The organism is Pseudomonas extremaustralis (assembly GCF_900102035.1).
GTDB lineage: Bacteria > Pseudomonadota > Gammaproteobacteria > Pseudomonadales > Pseudomonadaceae > Aquipseudomonas > Aquipseudomonas extremaustralis.
Genome location: NZ_LT629689.1, coordinates 6073018 through 6098747 on the forward strand (window position 1 = coordinate 6073018; position 25730 = coordinate 6098747).

The following is a 25730-nucleotide window of genomic DNA, read 5'->3' on the forward strand; positions in this document are numbered from 1 at the left end:
GACCACCGTCGCTCATGCTCTGTTGAGAAGTAAACCTATTAAGACCCGTCGGTTTTCAACGGACGGTATTCTGGCGTTTTAGAGGTGAACAACGTGGAGCTTTTATCTGGCGGTGAGATGCTCGTCCGCTTTTTGCGTGACGAAGGCGTCGACTATATTTACGGGTACCCAGGTGGTGCTCTGCTGCATGTTTACGACGCACTGTTCAAGGAACCGGCTGTTACCCACATTCTGGTTCGCCACGAACAGGCTGCAACCCATATGGCTGACGGTTATGCCCGTGCCACCGGTAAAGCCGGTGTGGTGCTGGTAACGTCTGGCCCAGGCGCAACCAATGCCATTACCGGCATCGCGACTGCCTATATGGACTCCATCCCGATGGTGATCATTTCCGGCCAGGTCGCTAGCACCATGGTTGGTACCGATGCATTCCAGGAAACCGACATGATCGGTATCTCCCGGCCGATCGTGAAACACAGTTTCATGATCAAACATGCCTCGGAAATCCCGGAAGTCATGAAAAAGGCGTTCTACCTCGCACAGTCCGGTCGCCCGGGCCCTGTGGTGGTTGATATCCCGAAAGACATGACCAACCCTGCGGAAAAATTCGAATACATCTTCCCGAAGAAAGCCAAGCTGCGTTCCTACAGCCCAGCCGTTCGTGGCCACTCTGGGCAAATCCGCAAGGCGGCAGAGATGCTCCTGGCGGCCAAGCGCCCAATGCTTTATTCCGGTGGTGGCGTGATTCTGGGCGGCGGTTCCGCGCCGCTGACCGAACTGGCAAAGATGCTCAATCTGCCGGTAACCAACACCCTGATGGGCCTCGGCGCATTTCCGGGTACGGACCGTCAGTTCGTTGGTATGCTCGGCATGCACGGCAGCTACACTGCCAACGTCGCCATGCACCACGCGGACGTGATCCTGGCAGTAGGCGCACGTTTCGATGACCGAGTGATCAACGGCGCGAGCAAATTCTGTCCGAATGCCAAGATCATCCACATCGACATCGACCCGGCGTCCATCTCCAAGACCATCAAGGCCGATGTGCCGATCGTAGGTCCAGTGGAAAGTGTCTTGACCGAAATGGTCGCAGCGCTCAAGGACATCGGCGAGACACCGAACAAGGAAGCTGTTGCCAGCTGGTGGAAGCAGATTGACGAATGGCGCGGTGACCGCGGCCTGTTCCCTTACGACAAGGGTGACGGCAGCATCATCAAGCCACAAACCGTGATCGAGACCCTGTGCGAAGTGACCAAAGGCGACGCCTTCGTGACCTCCGACGTGGGCCAGCACCAGATGTTCGCCGCGCAGTACTACAAGTTCGACAAGCCCAACCGCTGGATCAACTCCGGTGGCTTGGGCACGATGGGCTTTGGTTTCCCTGCGGCCATGGGTGTGAAACTGAGCTTCCCGGAAAACGACGTTGCATGCGTCACCGGTGAGGGCAGCATCCAGATGAACATTCAGGAACTGTCGACCTGTCTGCAGTACGGCCTTCCGGTGAAGATCGTCTGCTTGAACAACGGTGTGCTGGGCATGGTTCGTCAGTGGCAGGACATGAGCTACAACAGTCGTCACTCCCATTCCTATATGGAGTCGCTGCCGGATTTCGTGAAGTTGGTTGAAGCGTATGGCCACGTCGGCATTCGCATCACCGACTTGAAGGATCTGAAGCCGAAAATGGAAGAGGCGTTCGCCATGAAGGACCGCCTGGTGTTCATAGATATTAAGGTGGATACCAGCGAGCATGTCTACCCGATGCAGATCAAAGACGGCTCTATGCGCGATATGTGGCTGAACAAGACGGAGCGTACTTAATCATGCGGCACATTATCTCCCTGCTTCTGGAGAACGAACCCGGCGCTCTGTCTCGTGTTGTCGGCCTGTTTTCGCAACGCAACTACAACATCGAAAGCCTGACCGTGGCACCGACCGAAGACCCGACACTGTCGCGGCTGACGTTGACTACCGTAGGCCACGATGAGGTGATCGAGCAGATCACCAAGAACCTCAACAAGCTGATCGAAGTGGTCAAGCTGGTCGACCTGTCGGAAAGTGCCCACATCGAGCGCGAGCTGATGTTGGTCAAGGTCAAGGCTACGGGTGCCCAACGTGCCGAGATCAAGCGCACTACCGACATTTATCGCGGGCAAATCGTCGATGTGAGCGCGAGTGTTTATACCGTGCAATTGACCGGTACAAGCGACAAGCTGGACAGCTTCATCCAGTCGATCGGGACGGCCTCGATTCTGGAAACCGTACGCAGTGGTGTCACCGGGATTGCCCGTGGCGACAAAGTACTCAGCATCTAACCCAAATTAGTGAATGGCCTTAAGGCCTGGATATATAGAGGAACCTCATGAAAGTTTATTACGATAAAGATTGTGACCTGTCGATCATCCAGGGCAAGAAAGTCGCCATCATCGGCTACGGTTCCCAAGGCCACGCGCAAGCTTGCAACCTGAAAGATTCCGGTGTTGACGTGACTGTTGGCCTGCGTAAAGGCTCGGCCACTGTTGCCAAGGCTGAAGCCCACGGCCTGAAAGTGACTGACGTTGCCTCTGCTGTTGCTGCTGCCGACCTGGTCATGATCCTGACCCCGGACGAATTCCAGTCCGCGCTGTACAAAAACGAAATCGAGCCGAACATCAAGAAGGGCGCAACCCTGGCCTTCTCCCACGGTTTCGCGATTCATTACAACCAAGTCGTGCCACGCGCTGACCTCGACGTGATCATGATCGCGCCGAAAGCTCCGGGCCACACCGTGCGTTCAGAGTTCGTCAAAGGCGGCGGCATTCCTGACCTGATCGCGATCTACCAAGACGCTTCGGGCAATGCCAAGAACGTTGCACTGTCCTACGCTGCCGGCGTTGGTGGCGGTCGTACCGGCATCATCGAAACTACTTTCAAGGACGAGACTGAAACCGACCTGTTCGGCGAACAAGCCGTTCTGTGCGGTGGTACCGTTGAGTTGGTCAAGGCCGGTTTTGAAACCCTGGTTGAAGCTGGCTACGCGCCGGAAATGGCCTACTTCGAATGCCTGCACGAACTGAAGCTGATCGTTGACCTCATGTACGAAGGCGGTATCGCCAACATGAACTACTCGATCTCCAACAACGCCGAATACGGCGAGTACGTGACTGGCCCGGAAGTGATCAACGCCGAGTCCCGTCAGGCCATGCGCAACGCCCTGAAACGCATTCAGGACGGCGAATACGCCAAAATGTTCATCAGCGAAGGCGCTACCGGCTACCCTTCGATGACCGCCAAGCGTCGTAACAACGCCGCTCACGGTATCGAAATCATCGGCGAGCAACTGCGCTCCATGATGCCGTGGATCGGTGCCAACAAGATCGTCGACAAAGCCAAAAACTAAGTCGTACGTATCAAAGGAAAACGCGGCTTAGGCCGCGTTTTTTCGTTTGAGGGGCGGGTTCTGGTATAAAGCTGCATCGTATGCGGGCGAACACTCGCCGCAAGTATTTGTCGAATTTTTTCACACCGTTGCAAGGTAAAGTCCATGAGCGAACGTCCCGAAGAGCCAAGCCAGGCTTCTGACGCCGAAAGCCTGCTACCGATCGATGAGCATGTCGAAGAAGGGCATGACGCTGAAGGCCGCAAGGTCCGGCACCGTGGCATCTATCTGCTGCCCAATCTGTTCACCACGGCGAACCTGTTTGCCGGGTTCTATTCCATCATCAACTCGATGAGTGCTCAAAGCGCACTTGCGGCAGGTGACGCGGCGAGTGCCAGCAAGTACTTCGGTTTTGCTGCCATCGCCATCTTCGTGGCTATGGTGCTCGACGGTCTTGATGGGCGCGTGGCGCGGATGACCAATACTCAAAGTGCCTTCGGTGCCGAATATGATTCGCTGTCGGACATGGTTGCCTTCGGTGTCGCGCCTGCGCTGCTCGCGTTTGCCTGGGCCTTGGGGGATATGGGCAAGGTTGGTTGGATGGTGGCCTTCATCTATGTTGCAGGCGCCGCGTTGCGCCTGGCGCGCTTCAATACCCAAGTGGGGACTGCCGATAAGCGTTACTTCATTGGTCTGGCCAGCCCTGCTGCTGCGGGCGTGGTAGCGGGTATCGTCTGGGCGTTCAGTGACTACGGCATCCAAGGCTCGAAGATGTCGTTCCTGGTGGCCTTGATGGTTGCGGCCGCCGGCATGCTGATGGTCAGTAACATCAAGTACAACAGCTTCAAGGAGCTGGACCTTAAGGGGCGCGTGCCTTTCGTGGCCATCCTTGCGGTGGTGCTGGTGTTCGCTGTGGTTTTCAGTGATCCGCCGCGTATTCTGCTGCTGGTGTTCCTGGTTTATGCCGCTTCCGGGCCGATTCAGTATCTGCTGCATCTGCGTCGGGACAAAACGTTGCCTTAATGTAATTTCCCCCATACTCCGCAGTCTATTGGTGCATCAGTTCTCCAATGCTGCGGAGTTGCCATGTTAATCAAATTGCCTAAAGCGTCCGATTGTCATGAATCGGATGTCACCCCTGAATCCTTCTATCTGTCTCGTCGTAGCTTGCTCGGTGGCGCGCTGGCTGGTGTTGCTGCCAGCAGCTTGCCGCGCTGGGTCAGTGCTGACGATACGGCGCGGTATGCGGATGTCGAGCCAGGCAAGGCTCCAGGCTGGTTTGCTGAAAAACTGCCGGGTACGAAATGGCAGGCGGTAACCGTCAAGGGCGAAGCCATTACTCCATTCAAAGACGCGACCCACTACAACAACTTTTATGAGTTTGGCACGGACAAGGGGGATCCTGCGGCGAATGCAGGTTCTCTCAAGACCGAACCTTGGAGCGTGGTGATCGATGGCGAGGTCGCAAAGCCGGGGCGTTATGCCCTGGAAGACTTCATGAAGCCATATCAGTTGGAAGAACGGATCTATCGTTTGCGCTGTGTTGAGGCCTGGTCGATGGTCATCCCGTGGATCGGCTTTCCTATATCTGCCTTGCTCAAGCAGGTTGAGCCAACCTCCAAGGCCAAGTACATCCGCTTTGAAACCCTCAAGGATCCCAAGAGTATGCCCGGTCAGCGCTCAAGTTTTGGGTTGATCGATTGGCCTTACGTAGAGGGGTTGCGTCTGGATGAAGCGATGAATCCTCTGGCGATTCTTGCCGTGGGTATGTATGGCCGTGAGTTGCCCAATCAGAACGGTGCACCATTGCGACTGGTCGTGCCTTGGAAGTATGGCTTCAAGAGCGTGAAGTCCATCGTGCGGATCAGTCTTGTGAGTGAGCAGCCCAAGACCACATGGCAGAGTATTGCCGCGGATGAGTATGGGTTCTACGCGAATGTGAACCCTATGGTCGATCATCCACGCTGGACCCAAGCGCGGGAGCGACGCTTGCCGAGTGGCTTGTTCAGTCCGAACGTGCGCGAGACGCAGATGTTTAACGGCTACTCCGATGAAGTCGCCTCTCTTTATACGGGCCTTGATTTGCGGAAGAACTACTGATGCGGTACCCCATCTGGCGTCTCTGTGTCTTTATGGCGACGATGGTGTGGCCGTTGCTCTGGTTGTTCGAGGCCTGGAGTTCCGCCCTGGGGCCTGACCTTGGAAAAGTGCTGGTTGATCGCCTGGGGCTGGGAACACTGATTCTGTTGCTGCTCACGCTGGGCATGACTCCTCTGCAAAAGTTGAGCGGTTGGGCGGGGTGGATCGCTGTGCGCCGGCAATTGGGATTGTGGTGCTTTGCTTATGTGGTGCTGCACCTTGCTGCTTATTGCGCGTTTATCCTTGGATTTGATTGGTCGCAGCTAGGAGTTGAGTTGCGCAAGCGGCCTTACATTATTGTTGGGGCGTTAGGTTTCCTGGGCTTGTTGGTGCTGGCGGTGACGTCCAATCGCTATAGCCAGCGCAGGCTGGGTGTACGTTGGAAAAAATTACATCGCCTGGTCTATGGAATTCTGGGGCTGGGTTTATTGCATATGCTCTGGATTGTTCGTGCGGATCTGAAGGAGTGGGTTGTCTATGCGTCTATAGGTGCGCTGCTCTTGGCTGTGCGAATTCCGCCAGTGGCGCGCCGGATCCCGCGCCTTATTGCAAAAAAAGCAACTTCTGCAACAAAAACGTAATTAACCCTTGACGGCAGATTCTGGAAGTCTATAATTCGCCCCACTTCCGGCGCAGTCGAAACGGAAAACTCCTTGGTAAACAAAGAGTTATGCGAGATTCGACAGCGACCTGCTTCAGTTCATCGAAGCCCAGAAGGAGTTGGTAGGGCAGTGTAGTTTGGCTCTATTAACGTTTCGATCCTCTCGGTCGAAAGCGGAGAAAAAGAGGTGTTGACAGCAGCGTGTAACGCTGTAGAATTCGCCTCCCGCTAACGAGAGATCGGAAGCGCAAGTGGTTGAAGTTGTTGAGGAAAACCTCGAAAACTTCTGAAAATAATCACTTGACAGTAAATGAGGCTGCTGTAGAATGCGCGCCTCGGTTGAGACGAAAGATCTTAACCAACCGCTCTTTAACAACTGAATCAAGCAATTCGTGTGGGTGCTTGTGGAGTTAGGCTGATAGTCAACAAGATTATCAGCATCACAAGTTACTCCGCGAGAAATCAAAGATGTAACCAACGATTGCTGAGCCAAGTTTAGGGTTTCTTAAAAACCCAAAGATGTTTGAACTGAAGAGTTTGATCATGGCTCAGATTGAACGCTGGCGGCAGGCCTAACACATGCAAGTCGAGCGGTAGAGAGAAGCTTGCTTCTCTTGAGAGCGGCGGACGGGTGAGTAATGCCTAGGAATCTGCCTGGTAGTGGGGGATAACGTTCGGAAACGGACGCTAATACCGCATACGTCCTACGGGAGAAAGCAGGGGACCTTCGGGCCTTGCGCTATCAGATGAGCCTAGGTCGGATTAGCTAGTTGGTGAGGTAATGGCTCACCAAGGCGACGATCCGTAACTGGTCTGAGAGGATGATCAGTCACACTGGAACTGAGACACGGTCCAGACTCCTACGGGAGGCAGCAGTGGGGAATATTGGACAATGGGCGAAAGCCTGATCCAGCCATGCCGCGTGTGTGAAGAAGGTCTTCGGATTGTAAAGCACTTTAAGTTGGGAGGAAGGGCAGTTACCTAATACGTGATTGTTTTGACGTTACCGACAGAATAAGCACCGGCTAACTCTGTGCCAGCAGCCGCGGTAATACAGAGGGTGCAAGCGTTAATCGGAATTACTGGGCGTAAAGCGCGCGTAGGTGGTTTGTTAAGTTGGATGTGAAATCCCCGGGCTCAACCTGGGAACTGCATTCAAAACTGACTGACTAGAGTATGGTAGAGGGTGGTGGAATTTCCTGTGTAGCGGTGAAATGCGTAGATATAGGAAGGAACACCAGTGGCGAAGGCGACCACCTGGACTGATACTGACACTGAGGTGCGAAAGCGTGGGGAGCAAACAGGATTAGATACCCTGGTAGTCCACGCCGTAAACGATGTCAACTAGCCGTTGGGAGCCTTGAGCTCTTAGTGGCGCAGCTAACGCATTAAGTTGACCGCCTGGGGAGTACGGCCGCAAGGTTAAAACTCAAATGAATTGACGGGGGCCCGCACAAGCGGTGGAGCATGTGGTTTAATTCGAAGCAACGCGAAGAACCTTACCAGGCCTTGACATCCAATGAACTTTCTAGAGATAGATTGGTGCCTTCGGGAACATTGAGACAGGTGCTGCATGGCTGTCGTCAGCTCGTGTCGTGAGATGTTGGGTTAAGTCCCGTAACGAGCGCAACCCTTGTCCTTAGTTACCAGCACGTAATGGTGGGCACTCTAAGGAGACTGCCGGTGACAAACCGGAGGAAGGTGGGGATGACGTCAAGTCATCATGGCCCTTACGGCCTGGGCTACACACGTGCTACAATGGTCGGTACAGAGGGTTGCCAAGCCGCGAGGTGGAGCTAATCCCAGAAAACCGATCGTAGTCCGGATCGCAGTCTGCAACTCGACTGCGTGAAGTCGGAATCGCTAGTAATCGCGAATCAGAATGTCGCGGTGAATACGTTCCCGGGCCTTGTACACACCGCCCGTCACACCATGGGAGTGGGTTGCACCAGAAGTAGCTAGTCTAACCCTCGGGAGGACGGTTACCACGGTGTGATTCATGACTGGGGTGAAGTCGTAACAAGGTAGCCGTAGGGGAACCTGCGGCTGGATCACCTCCTTAATCGACGACATCAGCTGCTCCATAAGTTCCCACACGAATTGCTTGATTCATTGAAGAAGACGATAAGAAGCAGCCCGAAATTGGGTCTGTAGCTCAGTTGGTTAGAGCGCACCCCTGATAAGGGTGAGGTCGGCAGTTCGAATCTGCCCAGACCCACCAATTTTGTGTGGGAAACGCCTGTAGAAATACGGGGCCATAGCTCAGCTGGGAGAGCGCCTGCCTTGCACGCAGGAGGTCAACGGTTCGATCCCGTTTGGCTCCACCACTACTGCTTCTAGAAGTTGAAAGCTTAGAAATGAGCATTCCATCAATGTGATGGTGAATGTTGATTTCTAGTCTTTGATTAGATCGTTCTTTAAAAATTTGGGTATGTGATAGAAAGATAGACTGAACGTTACTTTCACTGGTAACGGATCAGGCTAAGGTAAAATTTGTGAGTAATTGCGAATTTTCGGCGAATGTCGTCTTCACAGTATAACCAGATTGCTTGGGGTTATATGGTCAAGTGAAGAAGCGCATACGGTGGATGCCTTGGCAGTCAGAGGCGATGAAAGACGTGGTAGCCTGCGAAAAGCTTCGGGGAGTCGGCAAACAGACTTTGATCCGGAGATGTCTGAATGGGGGAACCCAGCCATCATAAGATGGTTACCTTACACTGAATACATAGGTGTAAGGAGCGAACCAGGGGAACTGAAACATCTAAGTACCCTGAGGAAAAGAAATCAACCGAGATTCCCTTAGTAGTGGCGAGCGAACGGGGACTAGCCCTTAAGTGGCTTTGAGATTAGCGGAACGCTCTGGAAAGTGCGGCCATAGTGGGTGATAGCCCTGTACGCGAAAATCTCTTAGTCATGAAATCGAGTAGGACGGAGCACGAGAAACTTTGTCTGAATATGGGGGGACCATCCTCCAAGGCTAAATACTACTGACTGACCGATAGTGAACTAGTACCGTGAGGGAAAGGCGAAAAGAACCCCGGAGAGGGGAGTGAAATAGATCCTGAAACCGTATGCGTACAAGCAGTGGGAGCAGACTTTGTTCTGTGACTGCGTACCTTTTGTATAATGGGTCAGCGACTTATTTTCAGTGGCGAGCTTAACCGAATAGGGGAGGCGTAGCGAAAGCGAGTCTTAATAGGGCGTCTAGTCGCTGGGAATAGACCCGAAACCGGGCGATCTATCCATGGGCAGGTTGAAGGTTGGGTAACACTAACTGGAGGACCGAACCGACTACCGTTGAAAAGTTAGCGGATGACCTGTGGATCGGAGTGAAAGGCTAATCAAGCTCGGAGATAGCTGGTTCTCCTCGAAAGCTATTTAGGTAGCGCCTCATGTATCACTGTAGGGGGTAGAGCACTGTTTCGGCTAGGGGGTCATCCCGACTTACCAAACCGATGCAAACTCCGAATACCTACAAGTGCCGAGCATGGGAGACACACGGCGGGTGCTAACGTCCGTCGTGAAAAGGGAAACAACCCAGACCGTCAGCTAAGGTCCCAAAGTTATGGTTAAGTGGGAAACGATGTGGGAAGGCTTAGACAGCTAGGAGGTTGGCTTAGAAGCAGCCACCCTTTAAAGAAAGCGTAATAGCTCACTAGTCGAGTCGGCCTGCGCGGAAGATGTAACGGGGCTCAAACCATACACCGAAGCTACGGGTATCACGTAAGTGATGCGGTAGAGGAGCGTTCTGTAAGCCTGTGAAGGTGAGTTGAGAAGCTTGCTGGAGGTATCAGAAGTGCGAATGCTGACATGAGTAACGATAATGGGTGTGAAAAACACCCACGCCGAAAGACCAAGGTTTCCTGCGCAACGTTAATCGACGCAGGGTTAGTCGGTCCCTAAGGCGAGGCTGAAAAGCGTAGTCGATGGAAAACAGGTTAATATTCCTGTACTTCTGGTTATTGCGATGGAGGGACGGAGAAGGCTAGGCCAGCTTGGCGTTGGTTGTCCAAGTTTAAGGTGGTAGGCTGAGATCTTAGGTAAATCCGGGATCTTAAGGCCGAGAGCTGATGACGAGTTGTCTTTTAGATGACGAAGTGGTTGATGCCATGCTTCCAAGAAAAGCTTCTAAGCTTCAGGTAACCAGGAACCGTACCCCAAACCGACACAGGTGGTTGGGTAGAGAATACCAAGGCGCTTGAGAGAACTCGGGTGAAGGAACTAGGCAAAATGGCACCGTAACTTCGGGAGAAGGTGCGCCGGTGAGGGTGAAGGACTTGCTCCGTAAGCCCATGCCGGTCGAAGATACCAGGCCGCTGCGACTGTTTATTAAAAACACAGCACTCTGCAAACACGAAAGTGGACGTATAGGGTGTGACGCCTGCCCGGTGCCGGAAGGTTAATTGATGGGGTTAGCTAACGCGAAGCTCTTGATCGAAGCCCCGGTAAACGGCGGCCGTAACTATAACGGTCCTAAGGTAGCGAAATTCCTTGTCGGGTAAGTTCCGACCTGCACGAATGGCGTAACGATGGCGGCGCTGTCTCCACCCGAGACTCAGTGAAATTGAAATCGCTGTGAAGATGCAGTGTATCCGCGGCTAGACGGAAAGACCCCGTGAACCTTTACTATAGCTTTGCACTGGACTTTGAATTTGCTTGTGTAGGATAGGTGGGAGGCTTTGAAGCGTGGACGCCAGTTCGCGTGGAGCCAACCTTGAAATACCACCCTGGCAACTTTGAGGTTCTAACTCAGGTCCGTTATCCGGATCGAGGACAGTGTATGGTGGGTAGTTTGACTGGGGCGGTCTCCTCCTAAAGAGTAACGGAGGAGTACGAAGGTGCGCTCAGACCGGTCGGAAATCGGTCGTAGAGTATAAAGGCAAAAGCGCGCTTGACTGCGAGACAGACACGTCGAGCAGGTACGAAAGTAGGTCTTAGTGATCCGGTGGTTCTGTATGGAAGGGCCATCGCTCAACGGATAAAAGGTACTCCGGGGATAACAGGCTGATACCGCCCAAGAGTTCATATCGACGGCGGTGTTTGGCACCTCGATGTCGGCTCATCACATCCTGGGGCTGAAGCCGGTCCCAAGGGTATGGCTGTTCGCCATTTAAAGTGGTACGCGAGCTGGGTTTAGAACGTCGTGAGACAGTTCGGTCCCTATCTGCCGTGGACGTTTGAGATTTGAGAGGGGCTGCTCCTAGTACGAGAGGACCGGAGTGGACGAACCTCTGGTGTTCCGGTTGTCACGCCAGTGGCATTGCCGGGTAGCTATGTTCGGAATAGATAACCGCTGAAAGCATCTAAGCGGGAAACTAGCCTCAAGATGAGATCTCACTGGGACCTTGAGTCCCCTGAAGGGCCGTCGAAGACTACGACGTTGATAGGTTGGGTGTGTAAGCGCTGTGAGGCGTTGAGCTAACCAATACTAATTGCCCGTGAGGCTTGACCATATAACACCCAAGCAATTTGCTTGCTTCGAGCTGAAAAGCGAAAGAGCACCAGATTGCGGTGTGTGAAGACGAAACGAACCGAAAGTTCGAATCTCACAAAACACCAAAGCTATCACATACCCAATTTGCTGAAGCGAGGCCATGAGGTCACGAGTCAGTACCCGAATTTCTTGACGACCATAGAGCATTGGAACCACCTGATCCCATCCCGAACTCAGTAGTGAAACGATGCATCGCCGATGGTAGTGTGGGGTTTCCCCATGTGAGAGTAGGTCATCGTCAAGATTAAATTCCAGAACCCCTGTTTGCTTATGCAGACAGGGGTTTTGTTTTGGGCGCTCGGAAAGTACGAAGAGGCTCATCGCGGCGGCCTTCAATGCTAAAGTCCATGCCTCGATTTTGCTTTTCCCAAGGAAGCCGTTATGCCGGATGCGACGTCCCTCAATGCAGGATTCATGGTGGTTCACGGCAACCGCCTTGACGAGCTTCGCAGCCTGGTAGTCAGCTGGATGCGTCGTTATCCATTGGCGCCTCTGGAAAACGAAATCGCTTTGGTACAGAGCAACGGCATCGCCCAATGGCTCAAGCTGGCCTTGGCTGAAGACCCGCAAGATGACGACATGGGCGGCTGTGGAATCGCCGCTGCTATTGATGTGCAGCTACCAGGCAGCTTCATGTGGCAGCTTTACCGTATGGTGCTGGGCCGCGACGAAATTCCGCCCAAGTCCCTACTCGATAAAGCGCCACTGACCTGGCGTCTGATGCGGCTGCTCCCCGAGCTCATCGATCAGCCGCACTTCGAGCCTCTGCAGCGCTTTCTGACTCACGATACCGATCTACGCAAACGCTACCAACTTGCTGAACGCCTGGCCGATTTGTTCGATCAGTATCAAGTCTATCGCGCCGACTGGCTGGAGGACTGGGCCGCAGGCCGGCACCAGTTACGCAACGGTCGAGGCGAATTCAAGCCTCTGGACCCGGCTAACTGCTGGCAGGCTGAACTATGGCGCGCGCTGCTACTGGATGTCGGCGAAGAGGGCATGGCGCAAAGCCGAGCAGGCGTTCACCAACGCTTTATCGAACGTATCAATGGTCTTGAAAACGCGCCGCCAGGATTGCCATCCCGAGTCATCGTTTTCGGGATTTCCTCGTTACCCGCGCAGGCGCTGGAAGCCCTCGCCGGTCTGGCGCGGTTCAGCCAGGTCCTGCTGTGCGTGCACAACCCCTGTCGCCACCATTGGTCTGACATCGTCGCCGACAAAGACTTGCTGCGTAACGAATACAAACGCCAAGCGCGCAAGGCGGGCATGCCGATGACCATCGACCCTCAGACCCTGCACCAGCACGCTCATCCGCTGTTGGCCGCCTGGGGCAAACAGGGCCGTGACTACATCAGCCTGCTGGATAGTTACGATGATCCCAACAGCTATCGTGCCGCATTTCGTGACGGCCGCATCGACCTGTTCAGTGACAGCGAGCCCACTACACTGCTCAACCAGTTGCAGGACGACATCCTCGAACTGCGCCCACTCGACGAAACGCGCGCGCTTTGGCCTGCTGTCGATCTGCAACATGACACCTCAATTCGCTTCCACATTGCCCACAGCGCCCAACGTGAAGTGGAGATCCTGCACGACCAACTGCTCGAACGCTTCAGTGCCGATCCTGCACTACGTCCTCGCGATATCATCGTCATGGTCCCCGACGTTGACAGCTACGCACCGCACATTCGCGCCGTGTTCGGCCAGTTGGAAAGATCCGATCCACGTTTCATCCCCTTCACGCTCACCGACCAAGGCCAACGCGGCCGCGATCCGTTGCTGATTGCCGTCGAACACTTGCTGAAACTCCCTGATAGCCGCTTCCCCGTCAGTGAAATCCTGGACCTGCTCGATGTCCCTGCCTTGCGTGAACGCTTTGCCATCAAGGAGCGCGACTTACCCACGCTGCACCGTTGGATCGAAGGTGCCGGCATTCGTTGGGGCCTCAACGCCGAGCAACGTGCCGGTCTGGGGCTGCCAAAAGCGCTGGAGCAAAACAGTTGGCGATTTGGTCTGCGCCGCATGTTGCTCGGGTACGCTGTCGGCACGGGTGCCGCTTGCGACGGTATTGAGCCTTACGATGAAATCGGCGGCCTCGATGCGGCCTTGATCGGTCCTCTGGTTGCCTTGCTCGACGCATTGAATGACGCCCATCAGGCGCTGTCCCAACCGGCCGTGCCGCAAGAATGGGGCGAACGTCTGCAACGCCTGTTGCAGTTGTTTTTCCTGGCGAGCAGCGAACACGACGACTATTTACTAGGGCAACTGGAGCAACTCAGGGAAACCTGGCTGGAAACCTGTGAGTCCGTTGGTCTGCAGGATGAGTTACCGCTGACCGTAGTCCGTGAGGCCTGGCTGGCCGGTCTGGACCAAGGGCGCTTGTCGCAACGCTTCCTAGCCGGTGCTGTCAATTTCTGCACCCTGATGCCCATGCGTGCGATCCCATTCAAGCTGGTTTGCCTGCTCGGTATGAACGACGGTGATTACCCGCGCGCGCAACCACCGCTGGATTTCGACTTGATGGGCAGCGACTACCGCCCCGGCGACCGCTCGCGCCGCGAAGACGACCGCTACCTGCTGCTCGAAGCCGTGCTCTCAGCCCGTGACCAGCTCTATATCAGCTGGGTGGGCCGTAGCATCCGCGACAACAGCGAGCGCCCCGCCTCGGTATTGATCGGCCAGTTGCGCGACCATCTCGCCAGCGGTTGGCATAACGCCGATGCCGATGAACCGCTGATGGACGCCATGACCCAGGAGCACCCGCTCCAACCCTTCAGTGCCCGCTACTTCCACGAGGGCGACCCGCTGTTCAGCTACGCCCGCGAATGGCAACTGCTGCATGAAGCAACAGACGCCATTCCAAAAGAAGACGAACTGCCCCCCCATCAACAGGAAGACCCCCTGAGCCTCGGCCAGTTGCAGGACTTCCTGCGCAACCCGGTCAAACACTTCTTCAGCCAACGTCTGAAAGTTTTCTTTGAAGCCGCCGAAGTACCGCTGGCCGATGAAGAGCCCTTCGTCCTCGACGCGCTACAACGCTACAGCTTGAGCGATAGCCTGCTGAATGCGGCGCTGAGCCAGCCCGATCATCTCGACCAGGCGTTGAACGCCCAGGCCCTGCGCCTGCAAGGCAGTGGCTTGCTACCCATGGTCGGTTTCGGCGAGTGCCTGCGAAATGAACTGATCGAGCCATTGCCCGACTTGCTGCAACGCTATCAACAACTTCTGGCGCTGTGGCCGACCCCACATACCGCTGCCGAACCGATCAGTTTTGAGCATCAAGGCATTGAGCTGGAAGGCTGGATCAGCGGCTTGCATCGGCGCAGCGATGGGGGATTGTTAAGCGTTACCACCATTCCCAATGGAATCGGCTCGATCAAGACCCGCAAGTGGCATCGCCTGATTCGTCCCTGGGTCAATCATGTGGTCGCCTGTGCCTGTGGCTTGCCCCTGAGCACTGGATTGGTGGCCAGTGATGACACGTTGTTGCTGGCACCGTTGGATCAATCCACCGCTCGGGAAATCCTCGGCAACCTGTTACTGGCCTGGTACAGCGGGATGAGAAAGCCGCTCCCCGTGGCCGTCAAAACCGCCTTCGCCTGGCTCGCTCAGACCGATCCCGCCAAAGCCCAGGCAGCCGCGAGCAAAGCCTATGACGGTGACGCTCAAAACACCGAGGGTGAACGCCGCGAAACGCCGGCACTCACGCGGCAATTTCCCGATTATGCCGCTCTGGTCGCCAGCGAAGAATTCGAAGGCTGGTGCGAAACCCTGTATCGCCCGCTGATCAACGCCCCATGGCGATCGCTCACCGGTGAGGAGGCCAGCGCATGAGCAGCAAACCCTTGGCCCTGGCTTTCCCGTTAAAAGGCAGTCAACTGATCGAAGCCAGTGCCGGCACCGGCAAGACCTTCACCATCTCGGCCTTGTACCTGCGCCTGGTACTGGGCCACGGTGGCGAAGCGTCCGGCTTTGGCCGCGAATTGTTGCCCCCGCAAATCCTGGTAGTGACCTTCACCGATGCGGCCACCAAGGAATTGCGCGAACGCATCCGCATCCGCCTGGCCGAAGCCGCGCGCTTCTTTCGCAACGAAATCCAACAGCCGGACGCCCTGATTGCCGAACTGCGCGATCAATACCCGCCCGGGCAATGGCCGGCGTGCGCCAATCGGCTGGATATCGCGGCGCAGTGGATGGATGAGGCTGCCGTCTCCACCATCCATAGTTGGTGCCAGCGCATGCTGCGTGAGCACGCGTTCGACAGCGGCAGCCTGTTCACCCAGACCCTGGAAACCGACCACAGCGACTTGCTCGGCGAAGTGCTTCGCGATTATTGGCGCTTGTTCTGTTACCCCATGCACGACGACGCGCTCGACTGGGTGCGCAACAACTGGGGTGGCCCGGCGGCGTTGATGCCTCGGGTACGCGCGCTGTTCGGCAGTGAGCGGCCGACTGATGAGCTTCGCGAGCCGGCCGAACTGATCAACGCCTGCCTGCAGGAACGCCGCGAAGCCCTGGTTGCACTCAAGGCACCTTGGCAGCAGTGGGCTGCCGAACTTCGTGATATCTGCTTGCAGGCCGTGGCGGCCAAAGCTGTCGATGGTCGCAAGATGCAAGCCCGCTACTTTGAACCCTGGTTTGAAAAAATCAGTGCCTGGGCCGCGGATGAAACCCTTGAACAACTGGACATCGGTACCGGCTTCACCCGCTTGACTCCCGACGGCATGGCCGAAGCCTGGAAAGGCGCGCCGCCGCAGCACCCAGGCATCGACGCCATGGCCGGCCTCAAGGCCGCCCTCGATGCGCTGCCAACCCCCGACGCCGCCGTGTTGCAACACGCCGCCGGTTGGGTGGGCAAACGGTTCGAAGAAGAAAAACGCCGTCGCGCCGAAATGGGCTTTGACGACATGCTGATTCGCCTCAACGCCGCCCTGCAAGCCGACGGTGGCGAGCGTCTGGCCAGCGTGATCCGCGAGCAATTCCCGGTGGCGCTGATCGACGAATTCCAGGACACCGACCCGGTGCAGTACAGTATCTTCGACAGCATCTACCGCATCGAAGAGAACCATCTCGACAGTGGCCTGTTCCTGATCGGCGACCCCAAGCAGGCGATCTATGCCTTTCGCGGTGCCGACATCTACACCTACCTGCGCGCCCGTCAATCCACCACTGGTCGCCACCACACCCTGGGCACCAACTTCCGTTCCAGCCACACCATGGTCGAGGCCGTGAACCATGTGTTCCAGCGTGCGGAAACAGGCCGCGGCGCATTTTTGTTCCGTGAATCGAATGGCGATAACCCGGTGCCGTTCCTCCCGGTGTTGTCCCAGGGCCGCAAGGAGCAATTACAGGTCGATGGCCAGACGCTGCCGGCCATGAACCTGTGGCACCTGCCGACCGACCAGCCGATTTCCAATGCGGTTTACCGTCAGCAACTGGCCGCTGCCTGCGCCACGCAAATCGTCGCGTTGCTCAACGGCGGGCAGCAAGGCAGCGCCGGTTTCCTGCACCCGGATGACGGCTTCAGAGGTGTACTCCCGTCAGACATCGCCATCCTGGTACGCGACGGCAAGGAAGCCCAGGCCGTGCGCGCGCAACTGTCTGAACGTGGTGTTCGCAGCGTGTATTTGTCTGACAAGGACTCCGTCTTCGCGGCCCAGGAAGCCCACGACCTGCTGGCCTGGCTCAAAGCCTGCGCCGAGCCGGATGTCGAGCGCCCGCTGCGCGCCGCCCTGGCCTGCGTCACCTTGAACCTGTCACTGCCCGAACTTGAGCGTCTGAATCAGGACGAACTGGCGTGGGAAGCGCGCGTCATGCAGTTCCGTGGCTACCGTGCGATCTGGCGCACCCAAGGCGTGCTGCCGATGCTGCGGCGCCTGCTGCATGATTTCAAACTGCCGCAAACCCTGATCGCCCGCAGCGACGGCGAACGGGTGCTGACCAACCTGCTGCACCTCAGTGAACTGCTGCAACACGCGGCTTCGGAACTGGACGGGGAACAGGCGTTGATCCGCCACCTGGCCGAACACCTGGCGCTTTCGGGACAGGCCGGAGAAGAGCAGATCCTACGTCTGGAAAGTGATGAGCAGTTGGTCAAGGTCGTGACCATCCACAAGTCCAAGGGCCTGGAATACGACCTGGTGTTCCTGCCCTTCATCTGCTCGGCCAAGCCGGTGGACGGCAGTCGATTGCCGCTTCATTACCACGATGAACTCGGGAAAGCCCACGTCAGCCTGCGCCCCACCGCCGAGCTGATCGCCAGGGCCGACGACGAACGCCTGGCTGAAGACCTGCGTCTGTTCTACGTGGCCCTGACCCGCGCCAAGCACGCCTGCTGGCTCGGCATCGCCGACCTCAAGCGCGGCAACAGCAGCAGTTCGGTGCTGCACCTGTCTGCGCTGGGCTATCTGCTCGGCGCCGGTACCGCGTTGGCTGAGTCTGCCGGCCTGGCGCGTTGGTTGCTGGATGTGCAGGAAGGCTGTGCCGCTATCCGCTATGCCCTCGTCCCCGACGCACAGGACATCCTGTTCCATCCACCACGCAATGAAGCCACGCTGCTCGCGCCCTTACTGCCCAAGCGCAAGGCCGCCGAAAACTGGTGGATTGCGTCCTACAGCGCCTTGCGCATCGGCGACAGCATGAGTGCCGCCACGCTCGAAGCGCCGGAAAGCCCACAAGCCCAGAAGCTGTTCGATGACGAACGCCTGGCCCCCGATGCCCCGCGTGAAGTGGCGGCGTCTGGCGGTGATATTCATCGTTTCCCACGCGGTCCGAATCCGGGGACCTTTCTCCATGGCCTGCTGGAGTGGGCTGGCGAGGACGGTTTCAACGTGTCGCCGGAGGCGATCGAAAAGGCCGTCGGTGCGCGCTGCAACCGACGCAACTGGGAAGGCTGGATCGTCACCCTCAGCGGATGGCTCGGCCACCTGTTGCAACTGCCGCTGCCGCTGGATAACGACCAGGTCAGCCTCAGCGGCCTGCAGCAGTACCAGATCGAAATGGAGTTCTGGTTCGCCAGCCACAAAGTCGACGTGCTCGCCCTCGACAAACTGGTGTGCCAGTACACCCACAACGGCGTGTCCCGCGTCGCTGCCGAACCGGTGTTGCTCAACGGCATGTTCAAGGGGTTTATCGACCTGACGTTCGAGCACGACGGTCGCTATTACGTGGCCGACTACAAATCCAACTGGCTCGGCCCCGACGATTCGGCCTACACCCAGGACGCCATGGAACAGTCGATTCTCGAGCATCGGTACGACCTGCAATACGTCCTTTACCTGCTGGCCCTGCATCGCCAGCTCAAGGCGCGTCTGCCGGACTACGATTACGACCGCCACGTGGGCGGGGCGCTGTACCTGTTCCTGCGCGGTACCCAAGCCGCCAGCCAGGGCGCGTATTTCACCCGCCCGCCACGGGAGCTGATCGAAGGCCTGGACCTGCTGTTCCAGGGCAAGCCCATCCCGCCCAAGGTTGAGCCCGCCTGGGAACAAGGAGTGTTGTTATGAGCTTGTCGCCGTTACCGCTGGAGGCGCTGGCCCCCCTGAGTCAAGCCGCCGACCTGTTGCAACTGTTGGAACGTTGGGTCGAGCGCGGCTGGCTGCGCGCGCTGGACAAAGCCTTCGTCGGCTTCCTCCACGAACTCGACTCGCAGGCCGACCCCCTGGTACTGCTGGCGGCGGCATTGACCAGCCATCAGTTGGGCCACGGTCATGTGTGTCTGGACCTGTTCGAAACCCTGAAAGCGCCGGACTTCGCCCTGTCCTTGCCGCCAGAAGGCGACGCGCAAACGGGTGCCATGCTGCTGCCATCGCAACTGCTCGACGGTCTCGACGGTGCGCACTGGTGCCATGCCCTGGCCGCCAGCCGCCTGGTCGCGCTGGCTGTCGATGGCAGTGAGTCGGCCCAGAGCCGCCCGTTGGTATTGGCCGGCAAGCGCCTGTATTTGCGCCGCTACTGGACCTACGAACGGCGCATCGACAGCGCCTTGCGCCTGCGGCTTGCGACTCGGGAAACCGTCGCGGCCGATTTACCCCAACGCCTCGATGGCTTGTTCGATCAACCCGCGCCGGACGGCGTGATCGACTGGCAAAAACTTGCCTGTGCCCTGGCCACTCGCGGTGCATTCAGCATCGTCACAGGCGGCCCCGGCACCGGCAAGACCACCACCGTGGTGCGCCTGCTCGCGCTGTTGCAGGCGCCCGCCGTGGAAGTCGGCAGCCCCTTGCGCATTCGCCTGGCGGCGCCCACCGGTAAAGCCGCCGCGCGCCTGACCGAATCCATCAGCCAGCAAGTGTTGTCGCTGAAAGTGCCGGAAAGCGTGAAGGAAAAAATCCCGACCCAGGTCACCACCGTGCACCGCCTGCTGGGCAGCCGCCCGGGTACCCGCCATTTCCGTCACCATGTGGGCAACCCGTTGCCCTTGGATGTGCTGGTGGTGGATGAAGCGTCGATGATCGACCTGGAAATGATGGCCAACCTGCTGGACGCTTTGCCGCCCAACGCGCGGTTGGTGTTGTTGGGCGACAAGGATCAGTTGGCTTCGGTGGAGGCCGGCGCCGTTCTCGGCGATTTGTGCCGCGACGCCGAGGCCGGCTGGTACAGCGCCGATACCCGCCAGTGGCTGCAAGCGGTCAGTGGCGAGGACTTGAGCGCCAGCGGCTTGCAGGAAGATGTCGACGGCAGCCATCCCCTGGCGCAACAAGTGGTGATGCTGCGCTACTCGCGCCGTTTCGGCGAAGGCAGCGGCATTGGCCAGCTGGCGCGTTGGGTCAACCAGCAAAACGCCGAAGAGGCCCGCAAGTTGCTCGCCGCTCGCAGTCACAAGGATCTGTTCTGCGTCAGCCTCAAGGGCGAGCATGACCATGCCCTGGAGCGCCTGGTGCTGGACGGACAGGGCGATGGCGCCCAGGGTTATCGCTATTACCTCAACCTGCTGCACAGCGCGCGCCCGGCCCTCGATACCCCCGCGAAAACCCCGCCTGGACCCACTGGGCGCAACAGCTGCTGCAAGCCTTCGATGCTTTCCAACTGCTCTGCGCGGTGCGCAAAGGCCCTTGGGGTGTAGAAGGCCTGAACCTGCGCATCACCGCCGCCTTGCGCAAAGTGCGGCTGATCGAGGGCGACGAGCAATGGTATGAAGGTCGTCCGGTGCTGATGACGCGCAACGATTACGGCCTGGGTTTGATGAACGGCGACATCGGCATCGCTCTCAAACTGCCCGAAAGCGATGGCGGGCCCCAGGTGCTGCGCGTCGCCTTCCCACGCAACGATGGGCAGGGTGGCGTGCGTTTTGTACTGCCCAGTCGTCTGAATGATGTGGAAACCGTGTACGCCATGACCGTGCACAAGTCCCAGGGCTCCGAATTCACCCATACCGCGTTGATCCTGCCGGATGCGCTCAACCCGGTGCTGACCAAAGAGCTGATCTACACCGGCATTACCCGAGCCAAGCGTTGGTTCAGCCTGATCGAGCCCCGTGGCGGCGTGTTTGAAGAAGCCGTGCGGCGCAAGGTCAAGCGCTTGAGCGGGTTGATGCTGGAGTTGGGGCGCGAGGCCGAAAAAACTGACTGACAGGTCATGCAATATTTCGGATTCAGTTGTATGACTTTTCTGAAAAAAATGACGGTCAGCGCCAAGACCCCCCTTCGCGGGGGCTCTGCGGCTGTGCTATCTTTGCGGCATCACCGTGCAATCATCTGAGAGAAATCGCTGCATGAATGTGGCTGTCTCGCCGACAGGGCGCTGTTTGAGCTGGAGACGCCTGCTACGGGTGGCGGTTCTTTGCCTGCTCGCGCCTGGCGCATTTGCCCAGGCCCCCAGTCCTGCCGACTCCCGTGCCCAGGCGGTCACCCAAGTGGTGCTCGGTATTCTCAGTTATGCGCGTTGGCCGGTGGAGCCTGCGCAACTGCGGCTGTGCATTGTCGGGCCGACCCAATACACCGACGACCTGGTCAAAGGCACCACCCAGGCCACTGGCCGGCCGGTGGTGGTGCAGCGGTTGCTGGCCGATCATTCCGATATCGTCAACGCCTGTGACGCTGTCTACATCGGCAACCTCACCGATGAAGAACGCAGCCGCTTGTTCGCTTCGTTGGTCGGCCACCCGGTGCTCAGCATCAGCGAAGGCGGCGACCAATGCACCGTGGGCAGTCTGTTCTGCCTGCGGGTGAGTGATGAGCAGGTATCGTTCGAGGTCAACCTCGATTCGGTGGCGCGCAGCGGCGTGCGCATTCATCCCAGCGTGTTGCAGCTGTCTCGCCGCCGGGCGCCCGTGCCATGAAGGTCGGTCATGTGCGCCCGACCCTGCGCTCGGTCATCGGTCGTGGGCATCTGATCCTGGCACTGGTGGCGGTGACCCTGGCCAGTGTGTCCCTGACCCTGCTCGGCGTGTTGGCGCTGCGGGTCTATGCCGAACACAACCTGCACTTGATCGCTCGCTCCATCAACTACACCGTGGAAGCGGCGGTGGTGTTCAACGACCGCGCCGCAGCCACCGAATCCTTGAGCCTCATTGCATCCACCGAGGAAGTGGCCCGGGCCGAAGTGTTCGATGCCAACGGCAAGCTGCTGGCGCAATGGATACGCCCGGATACCGGCATGCTGTCGCGGGTCGAACTTGAGCTGGCGCACACCTTGCTCGAACAACCGATCAGCCAGCCGATCCTCCATCAAGGGCGCAACATCGGCAGCATCCAGTTGACCGGTCACGGCGGCAGCCTGTTGCGCTTCCTGCTCAGCGGGCTGGCCGGAATCCTGATCTGCACCGCCCTTAGCGCATGGGTGGCCCTGCACCTGGCGCGGCGCCTGTTGAGTGGCATTACCGGGCCGCTGCAAAGCCTCGCCGACGTGGCCCACGCGGCCCGCAGCGAGCGTGACTTCGATCGGCGGGTGCCACCGGCGCGTATCGCCGAACTCGATAGCCTGGGCAGCGACTTCAATGCCTTGCTCGGCGAGATGGAAGCCTGGCAGAGCCACTTGCAAAGCGAAAACGAAACCCTCGCGCACCAGGCCTACCACGACAGCCTGACCGGCTTGCCCAACCGGGCTTTCTTCGAAGGTCGTTTGATTCGTGCGTTACGCAGCGCCGCCAAGGCCAACGAGCGGGTGGCGGTGCTGTTTCTCGACAGCGACCGTTTCAAAGACATCAACGACAACTTCGGGCATGCCGCCGGCGATGCGGTGCTGGTGGCCGTCGCCGACCGCGTGCGCGCGCAACTGCGGGAAGATGACTTGGTGGCGCGACTGGGCGGCGATGAGTTCGCCATCCTGCTGGCACCGTTGCACAAGATTGAAGACGCCCAGCGTATCGCCGACAAGATCATCGCCAGCATGGACTTGCCGATCGCCGTGCCCGGTGACGCGCAGGTATTCACTTCGCTCAGTATCGGCATCGCCCTTTACCCCGATCACGGCGCCACCCCCGGCGACTTGCTCAATGCTGCCGACGCGGCGATGTACCAGGCCAAGCGCCTGGCCTCGGGCGGCCAGCAAACGGCGGAACCGGACCCGCCCATTGTCAACGTTCACCACAGGAGCTGATCCCTTGTTCTCGATTACACGCGTTTTGTTCATGTCTTTGCTGGTGGCCTTCCTGGCCCTCGGGGGCTGTCAGACGGCCCCACCCAAAGGCCTGACCCCGGCGCAGGTCGCCGTGCTCAAGCAGCAGGGCTTTGAACTGACCGACGAAGGTTGGGCGTTCGGCCTGTCCGGCAAAGTGCTGTTTGGCAGCGACGTCGAAAGCCTCAACCCTCCCAGCACCGCCATCGTCCAGCGCATCGGCAAGGCCTTGCTCGGCGTGGGCATCGAGCGTGTACGCGTCGATGGTCATACCGACACGTCCGGCAAGGAAACCTACAACCAAATGCTGTCCCTGCGCCGGGCTAAAAGCGTGGCGACCGTGCTGAACAGTGTGGGAATGAAAGAAGAAAACATCCAACTGCGCGGCCTGGGCAGCAGCCAGCCGGTGGCATCCAACGACACTGCGGCGGGACGCACTGAGAATCGGCGGGTGTCGATTGTGGTGACGTCGGACTGAGTAGAGTCAGCCAGTCCCGGTTTGGAATGTGATCAATTGTGGGAGGGAGGTTTCTCCCTTCCACAGTTGGGCTGCGCCGTGTTGGAGAGGGTGTTCGCTTAACGGCTCGGCGTCATTGCCTGCGTCAAATCATCCACCACTGCCTTGCCCATCTCGCACAGATAATGCGCTGCCCAGGCATATTGCTCGCCACGCACATCCATGGCGGCTTCCATCGAGAGTTTCTTGGCGTAGTAAAGCAGGGTGGAGGCGTGCTCCAGCGCTTCGTTGAGTGGCATGCCGGCGTTGACCCGGAACAACGGTTTTTCGTTTTCGCCGTAATCGCCGAAGGTGACGACGCCGAGGGTGGTGAGGGGGGGATCGGGGACGACTTTAGTCATGGTGTTTCCTTAGGTTCGGAAGTAGAAACCGCCACGGCATGTCGCTAAACATGGAGAGGTGGCAGCTGTACGCGGGTTAGCGAACCGGTAACCTAGGAACCCGGTAGACCCCGAAGGTCTCCCGCGCACAGCCGCCATAACACGATAAGGCAGGCAAAAAATGCCGGCCAAATTAGTTGAGGAAGTCGTACCTACGTTTCTCGGGTCGCTAAACCCAATCGCTGTTTTGCAGCGACCCGAGGAGGCTAGACACTCAAATCTTGCGGCGCAATAGGCCGGAGATTCTCTAGGAATCGTCCTGCAATTTAAAGGGAATCGTCGTTGATGGCCCTTTAATCCGCAAACCGCATCTCCCGCGTCTCCCCCATCAACAACCCCCGATTCTGCTCCGTCACTTCGCGGATGTAGTCCCACAACAACGTAATCCGCTTCAACTTGCGCAAGTCCTCCCGGCAATACATCCAGAACTACAAGGGCGTAAGGGTCCAGCCAATGAATACGGGACCCTATGGCCATGAACGCCGCCTCGAACGCTTCACCTGTCACAAGTCGTGTAACAAAAATTACCCTACCACTCAGGCCGACCACGAGGCTCGCAAAGCCCTACCACTACAGGCGCAACGGCATTTACTATCTGCGCCTTCGCGAAACTGGCAGCCTTACCCGCACTGTGTCTGTTTCACTCAAGACCACTGACAGAAAGGTTGCTATGCAAGCTTCACAACACCTCGCAGAGACCATCAGGGCGTTTCATCTGGATAAGCCTGAGGCGACATGGCATGAGCTACGAGAACACTTGATATGGGTCGCTCATTGAGGAGAGGGATTATTGGCAATAGCCATCCCCTTCAATAAGGACCACTCCACGGCACCTGACCACTCCGAGATTCCTCATTGAGATGCTTTACGAGTTGGGAACGGTCTTGCGACCATGACTCCCATCCCCACAAAGGACACCCTACAGAAAGTCATCTATCACAAGCGCTTTCTGGGTCGCAAAAATGGACTCATATATCGCTTCATCCAGGTCGCCACGAGCTAAGCATGCTGCCGCACTGTAAGCGCGAGCTTTGCAAAAGAAGGACTGGTGCTGATTATCCCCGCGATCAAGAAGCTCTAAATACTGCTCATCCATTTCGGAGCAGAGGTCGTTGAGTGAATTCCAATCTCCTTTTAATAGGGCGTCTTGAATAGTTGGCGAGTTCAGTCCTGTCTCACTTGCAATCCATAAGACGACCCGAGTGGTCACCTTCGTTTTGTTGTCTTGGCTAAGAGCATCCAATGCATTTTGGATTGCTGGGTGACCGGACGTTAGGCGTGAAGGCATGATTGAAGTCTCATTCAAAGTTTTTCGTAGATGACTTCAAATTCAGCTCCAAGCTCTTTCTGGATTACGGCGAGCAAAGAGTTGGCGGCATCATCAAACCGTTTGTACTCACTGGCCTCCCAAGGACCGGGATCTGGTGGGTAATCCCAATTCAACGCGGTGTCGTGCCAGCCTGTCATTTCGCTGAGGCGCGCGCGGGTTGTTGTGCTGAGTGGTAGCTTGTCTTCAACGGGGCCTACTGAAAGTCGAGCAAGGGTAGCCTCGTTCCCACACCACAATGCACCGCCACCCCACTCAAACATCAAACGTATGCGTAGTCGCTCGCCCATTGCGCTCTCTTGGGTTGTCATGAAAGGCTGGGATGTTAGCGTAGATTTTATGGAGTTGATCATTTACAGCC

The 25730-nt window shown here is 57.6% G+C and carries 14 protein-coding genes, 2 tRNA genes, 3 rRNA genes and 2 pseudogenes; 17 read left to right on the forward strand and 4 right to left on the reverse strand.

Features of this window, described 5'->3' with window-relative positions:
* Nucleotides 1-93: 93 nt before the first annotated feature.
* The 17 genes and pseudogenes from BLR63_RS27955 to BLR63_RS28040 all read left to right on the forward strand — a co-directional run bounded on the left by BLR63_RS27955 (nucleotide 94) and on the right by BLR63_RS28040 (nucleotide 23623).
* The gene (locus BLR63_RS27955; RefSeq protein ID WP_010562709.1) at nucleotides 94-1818 is read left to right on the forward strand and encodes an acetolactate synthase 3 large subunit; all 1725 of its coding nucleotides are present in this window, start codon (nucleotides 94-96) and stop codon (nucleotides 1816-1818) included.
* Between the two features lie 2 nt (nucleotides 1819-1820).
* Nucleotides 1821-2312, forward strand: a complete 492-nt coding sequence (gene ilvN, locus BLR63_RS27960; protein ID WP_003176102.1) for an acetolactate synthase small subunit — start codon at nucleotides 1821-1823, stop codon at nucleotides 2310-2312.
* Between the two features lie 47 nt (nucleotides 2313-2359).
* Entirely contained in the window at nucleotides 2360-3376 is a 1017-nt protein-coding gene (gene ilvC / locus BLR63_RS27965; protein WP_003212125.1) for a ketol-acid reductoisomerase, read from the forward strand.
* Between the two features lie 144 nt (nucleotides 3377-3520).
* Nucleotides 3521-4378, forward strand: a complete 858-nt coding sequence (pssA, locus tag BLR63_RS27970) for a CDP-diacylglycerol--serine O-phosphatidyltransferase (RefSeq protein ID WP_010562710.1) — start codon at nucleotides 3521-3523, stop codon at nucleotides 4376-4378.
* 63 nt (nucleotides 4379-4441) lie between these two features.
* Nucleotides 4442-5455, forward strand: a complete 1014-nt coding sequence (gene msrP, locus BLR63_RS27975; protein WP_010562711.1) for a protein-methionine-sulfoxide reductase catalytic subunit MsrP — start codon at nucleotides 4442-4444, stop codon at nucleotides 5453-5455.
* A complete protein-coding gene (gene msrQ / locus BLR63_RS27980) occupies nucleotides 5455-6075 on the forward strand; it encodes a protein-methionine-sulfoxide reductase heme-binding subunit MsrQ (RefSeq protein ID WP_010562712.1) in 621 nt (206 codons plus the stop codon). Before msrP ends, msrQ begins: the two co-directional genes overlap by 1 nt.
* 545 nt (nucleotides 6076-6620) lie before the next feature.
* A 16S ribosomal RNA gene (locus BLR63_RS27990) occupies nucleotides 6621-8157 on the forward strand.
* 82 nt (nucleotides 8158-8239) lie between these two features.
* Nucleotides 8240-8316 (forward strand) — tRNA-Ile (locus BLR63_RS27995).
* 30 nt (nucleotides 8317-8346) lie between these two features.
* Nucleotides 8347-8422 (forward strand) — tRNA-Ala (locus tag BLR63_RS28000).
* Between the two features lie 234 nt (nucleotides 8423-8656).
* Nucleotides 8657-11548, forward strand: a 23S ribosomal RNA gene (locus BLR63_RS28005).
* Nucleotides 11549-11717: 169 nt separating this feature from the next.
* Nucleotides 11718-11833 (forward strand): 5S ribosomal RNA (gene rrf / locus BLR63_RS28010).
* The 16S, 23S and 5S rRNA genes sit together here with 2 tRNA genes alongside, the layout of an rRNA operon.
* A 137-nt stretch (nucleotides 11834-11970) precedes the next feature.
* Entirely contained in the window at nucleotides 11971-15423 is a 3453-nt protein-coding gene (gene recC / locus BLR63_RS28015; RefSeq protein WP_010566194.1) for an exodeoxyribonuclease V subunit gamma, read from the forward strand.
* On the forward strand, nucleotides 15420-19094 hold the full coding sequence (gene recB / locus BLR63_RS28020; protein ID WP_010566195.1) for an exodeoxyribonuclease V subunit beta: 3675 nt from the start codon (nucleotides 15420-15422) through the stop codon (nucleotides 19092-19094). Before recC ends, recB begins: the two co-directional genes overlap by 4 nt.
* Nucleotides 19091-21159: pseudogene (gene recD, locus BLR63_RS28025) on the forward strand (exodeoxyribonuclease V subunit alpha). The gene recB and the pseudogene recD overlap by 4 nt, the downstream one beginning before the upstream one ends.
* Nucleotides 21160-21301: 142 nt before the next feature.
* Nucleotides 21302-21868, forward strand: coding sequence for a YfiR family protein (locus BLR63_RS28030; RefSeq protein ID WP_042947134.1), 567 nt, complete (start codon nucleotides 21302-21304; stop codon nucleotides 21866-21868).
* Nucleotides 21865-23127: a diguanylate cyclase domain-containing protein gene (locus BLR63_RS28035; RefSeq protein WP_010566198.1), complete on the forward strand. Its 1263-nt coding sequence runs from the start codon at nucleotides 21865-21867 to the stop codon at nucleotides 23125-23127. The genes BLR63_RS28030 and BLR63_RS28035 overlap by 4 nt, the downstream gene beginning before the upstream one ends.
* A gap of 4 nt (nucleotides 23128-23131) precedes the next feature.
* Nucleotides 23132-23623 (forward strand): OmpA family protein, encoded by a 492-nt coding sequence (locus tag BLR63_RS28040; protein WP_010566199.1) that lies wholly within the window; start codon nucleotides 23132-23134, stop codon nucleotides 23621-23623.
* A gap of 98 nt (nucleotides 23624-23721) precedes the next feature.
* On the opposite strand, the gene BLR63_RS28045 is transcribed toward BLR63_RS28040, so the two are convergent.
* The 4 genes and pseudogenes from BLR63_RS28045 to BLR63_RS28060 all read right to left on the reverse strand — a co-directional run bounded on the left by BLR63_RS28045 (nucleotide 23722) and on the right by BLR63_RS28060 (nucleotide 25722).
* Nucleotides 23722-24003: a DUF3077 domain-containing protein gene (locus BLR63_RS28045; protein WP_010566200.1), complete on the reverse strand. Its 282-nt coding sequence runs from the start codon at nucleotides 24001-24003 to the stop codon at nucleotides 23722-23724.
* Between the two features lie 332 nt (nucleotides 24004-24335).
* Nucleotides 24336-24470: pseudogene (locus BLR63_RS28050) on the reverse strand (LysR family transcriptional regulator); the annotation flags it as partial.
* A gap of 491 nt (nucleotides 24471-24961) precedes the next feature.
* A complete protein-coding gene (locus BLR63_RS28055) occupies nucleotides 24962-25330 on the reverse strand; it encodes a hypothetical protein (RefSeq protein WP_010566202.1) in 369 nt (122 codons plus the stop codon).
* A gap of 14 nt (nucleotides 25331-25344) precedes the next feature.
* On the reverse strand, nucleotides 25345-25722 hold the full coding sequence (locus BLR63_RS28060; protein WP_010566203.1) for a hypothetical protein: 378 nt from the start codon (nucleotides 25720-25722) through the stop codon (nucleotides 25345-25347).
* Between the last annotated feature and the right edge of the window lie 8 nt (nucleotides 25723-25730).

Bases quoted from the DNA above. Each gene is read 5' to 3' on its own strand.
- recB (WP_010566195.1), top strand. From the start codon at position 15,420: ATGAGCAGCAAACCCTTGGCCCTGGCTTTCCCGTTAAAAGGCAGTCAA.
- BLR63_RS28030 (WP_042947134.1), top strand. From the start codon at position 21,302: ATGAATGTGGCTGTCTCGCCGACAGGGCGCTGTTTGAGCTGGAGACGC.
- BLR63_RS28055 (WP_010566202.1), bottom strand. From the start codon at position 25,330: ATGCCTTCACGCCTAACGTCCGGTCACCCAGCAATCCAAAATGCATTG.
- pssA (WP_010562710.1), top strand. From the start codon at position 3,521: ATGAGCGAACGTCCCGAAGAGCCAAGCCAGGCTTCTGACGCCGAAAGC.
- BLR63_RS28045 (WP_010566200.1), bottom strand. From the start codon at position 24,003: ATGACTAAAGTCGTCCCCGATCCCCCCCTCACCACCCTCGGCGTCGTC.
- BLR63_RS28060 (WP_010566203.1), bottom strand. From the start codon at position 25,722: ATGATCAACTCCATAAAATCTACGCTAACATCCCAGCCTTTCATGACA.
- msrP (WP_010562711.1), top strand. From the start codon at position 4,442: ATGTTAATCAAATTGCCTAAAGCGTCCGATTGTCATGAATCGGATGTC.
- BLR63_RS28035 (WP_010566198.1), top strand. From the start codon at position 21,865: ATGAAGGTCGGTCATGTGCGCCCGACCCTGCGCTCGGTCATCGGTCGT.
- ilvC (WP_003212125.1), top strand. From the start codon at position 2,360: ATGAAAGTTTATTACGATAAAGATTGTGACCTGTCGATCATCCAGGGC.
- msrQ (WP_010562712.1), top strand. From the start codon at position 5,455: ATGCGGTACCCCATCTGGCGTCTCTGTGTCTTTATGGCGACGATGGTG.
- recC (WP_010566194.1), top strand. From the start codon at position 11,971: ATGCCGGATGCGACGTCCCTCAATGCAGGATTCATGGTGGTTCACGGC.
- ilvN (WP_003176102.1), top strand. From the start codon at position 1,821: ATGCGGCACATTATCTCCCTGCTTCTGGAGAACGAACCCGGCGCTCTG.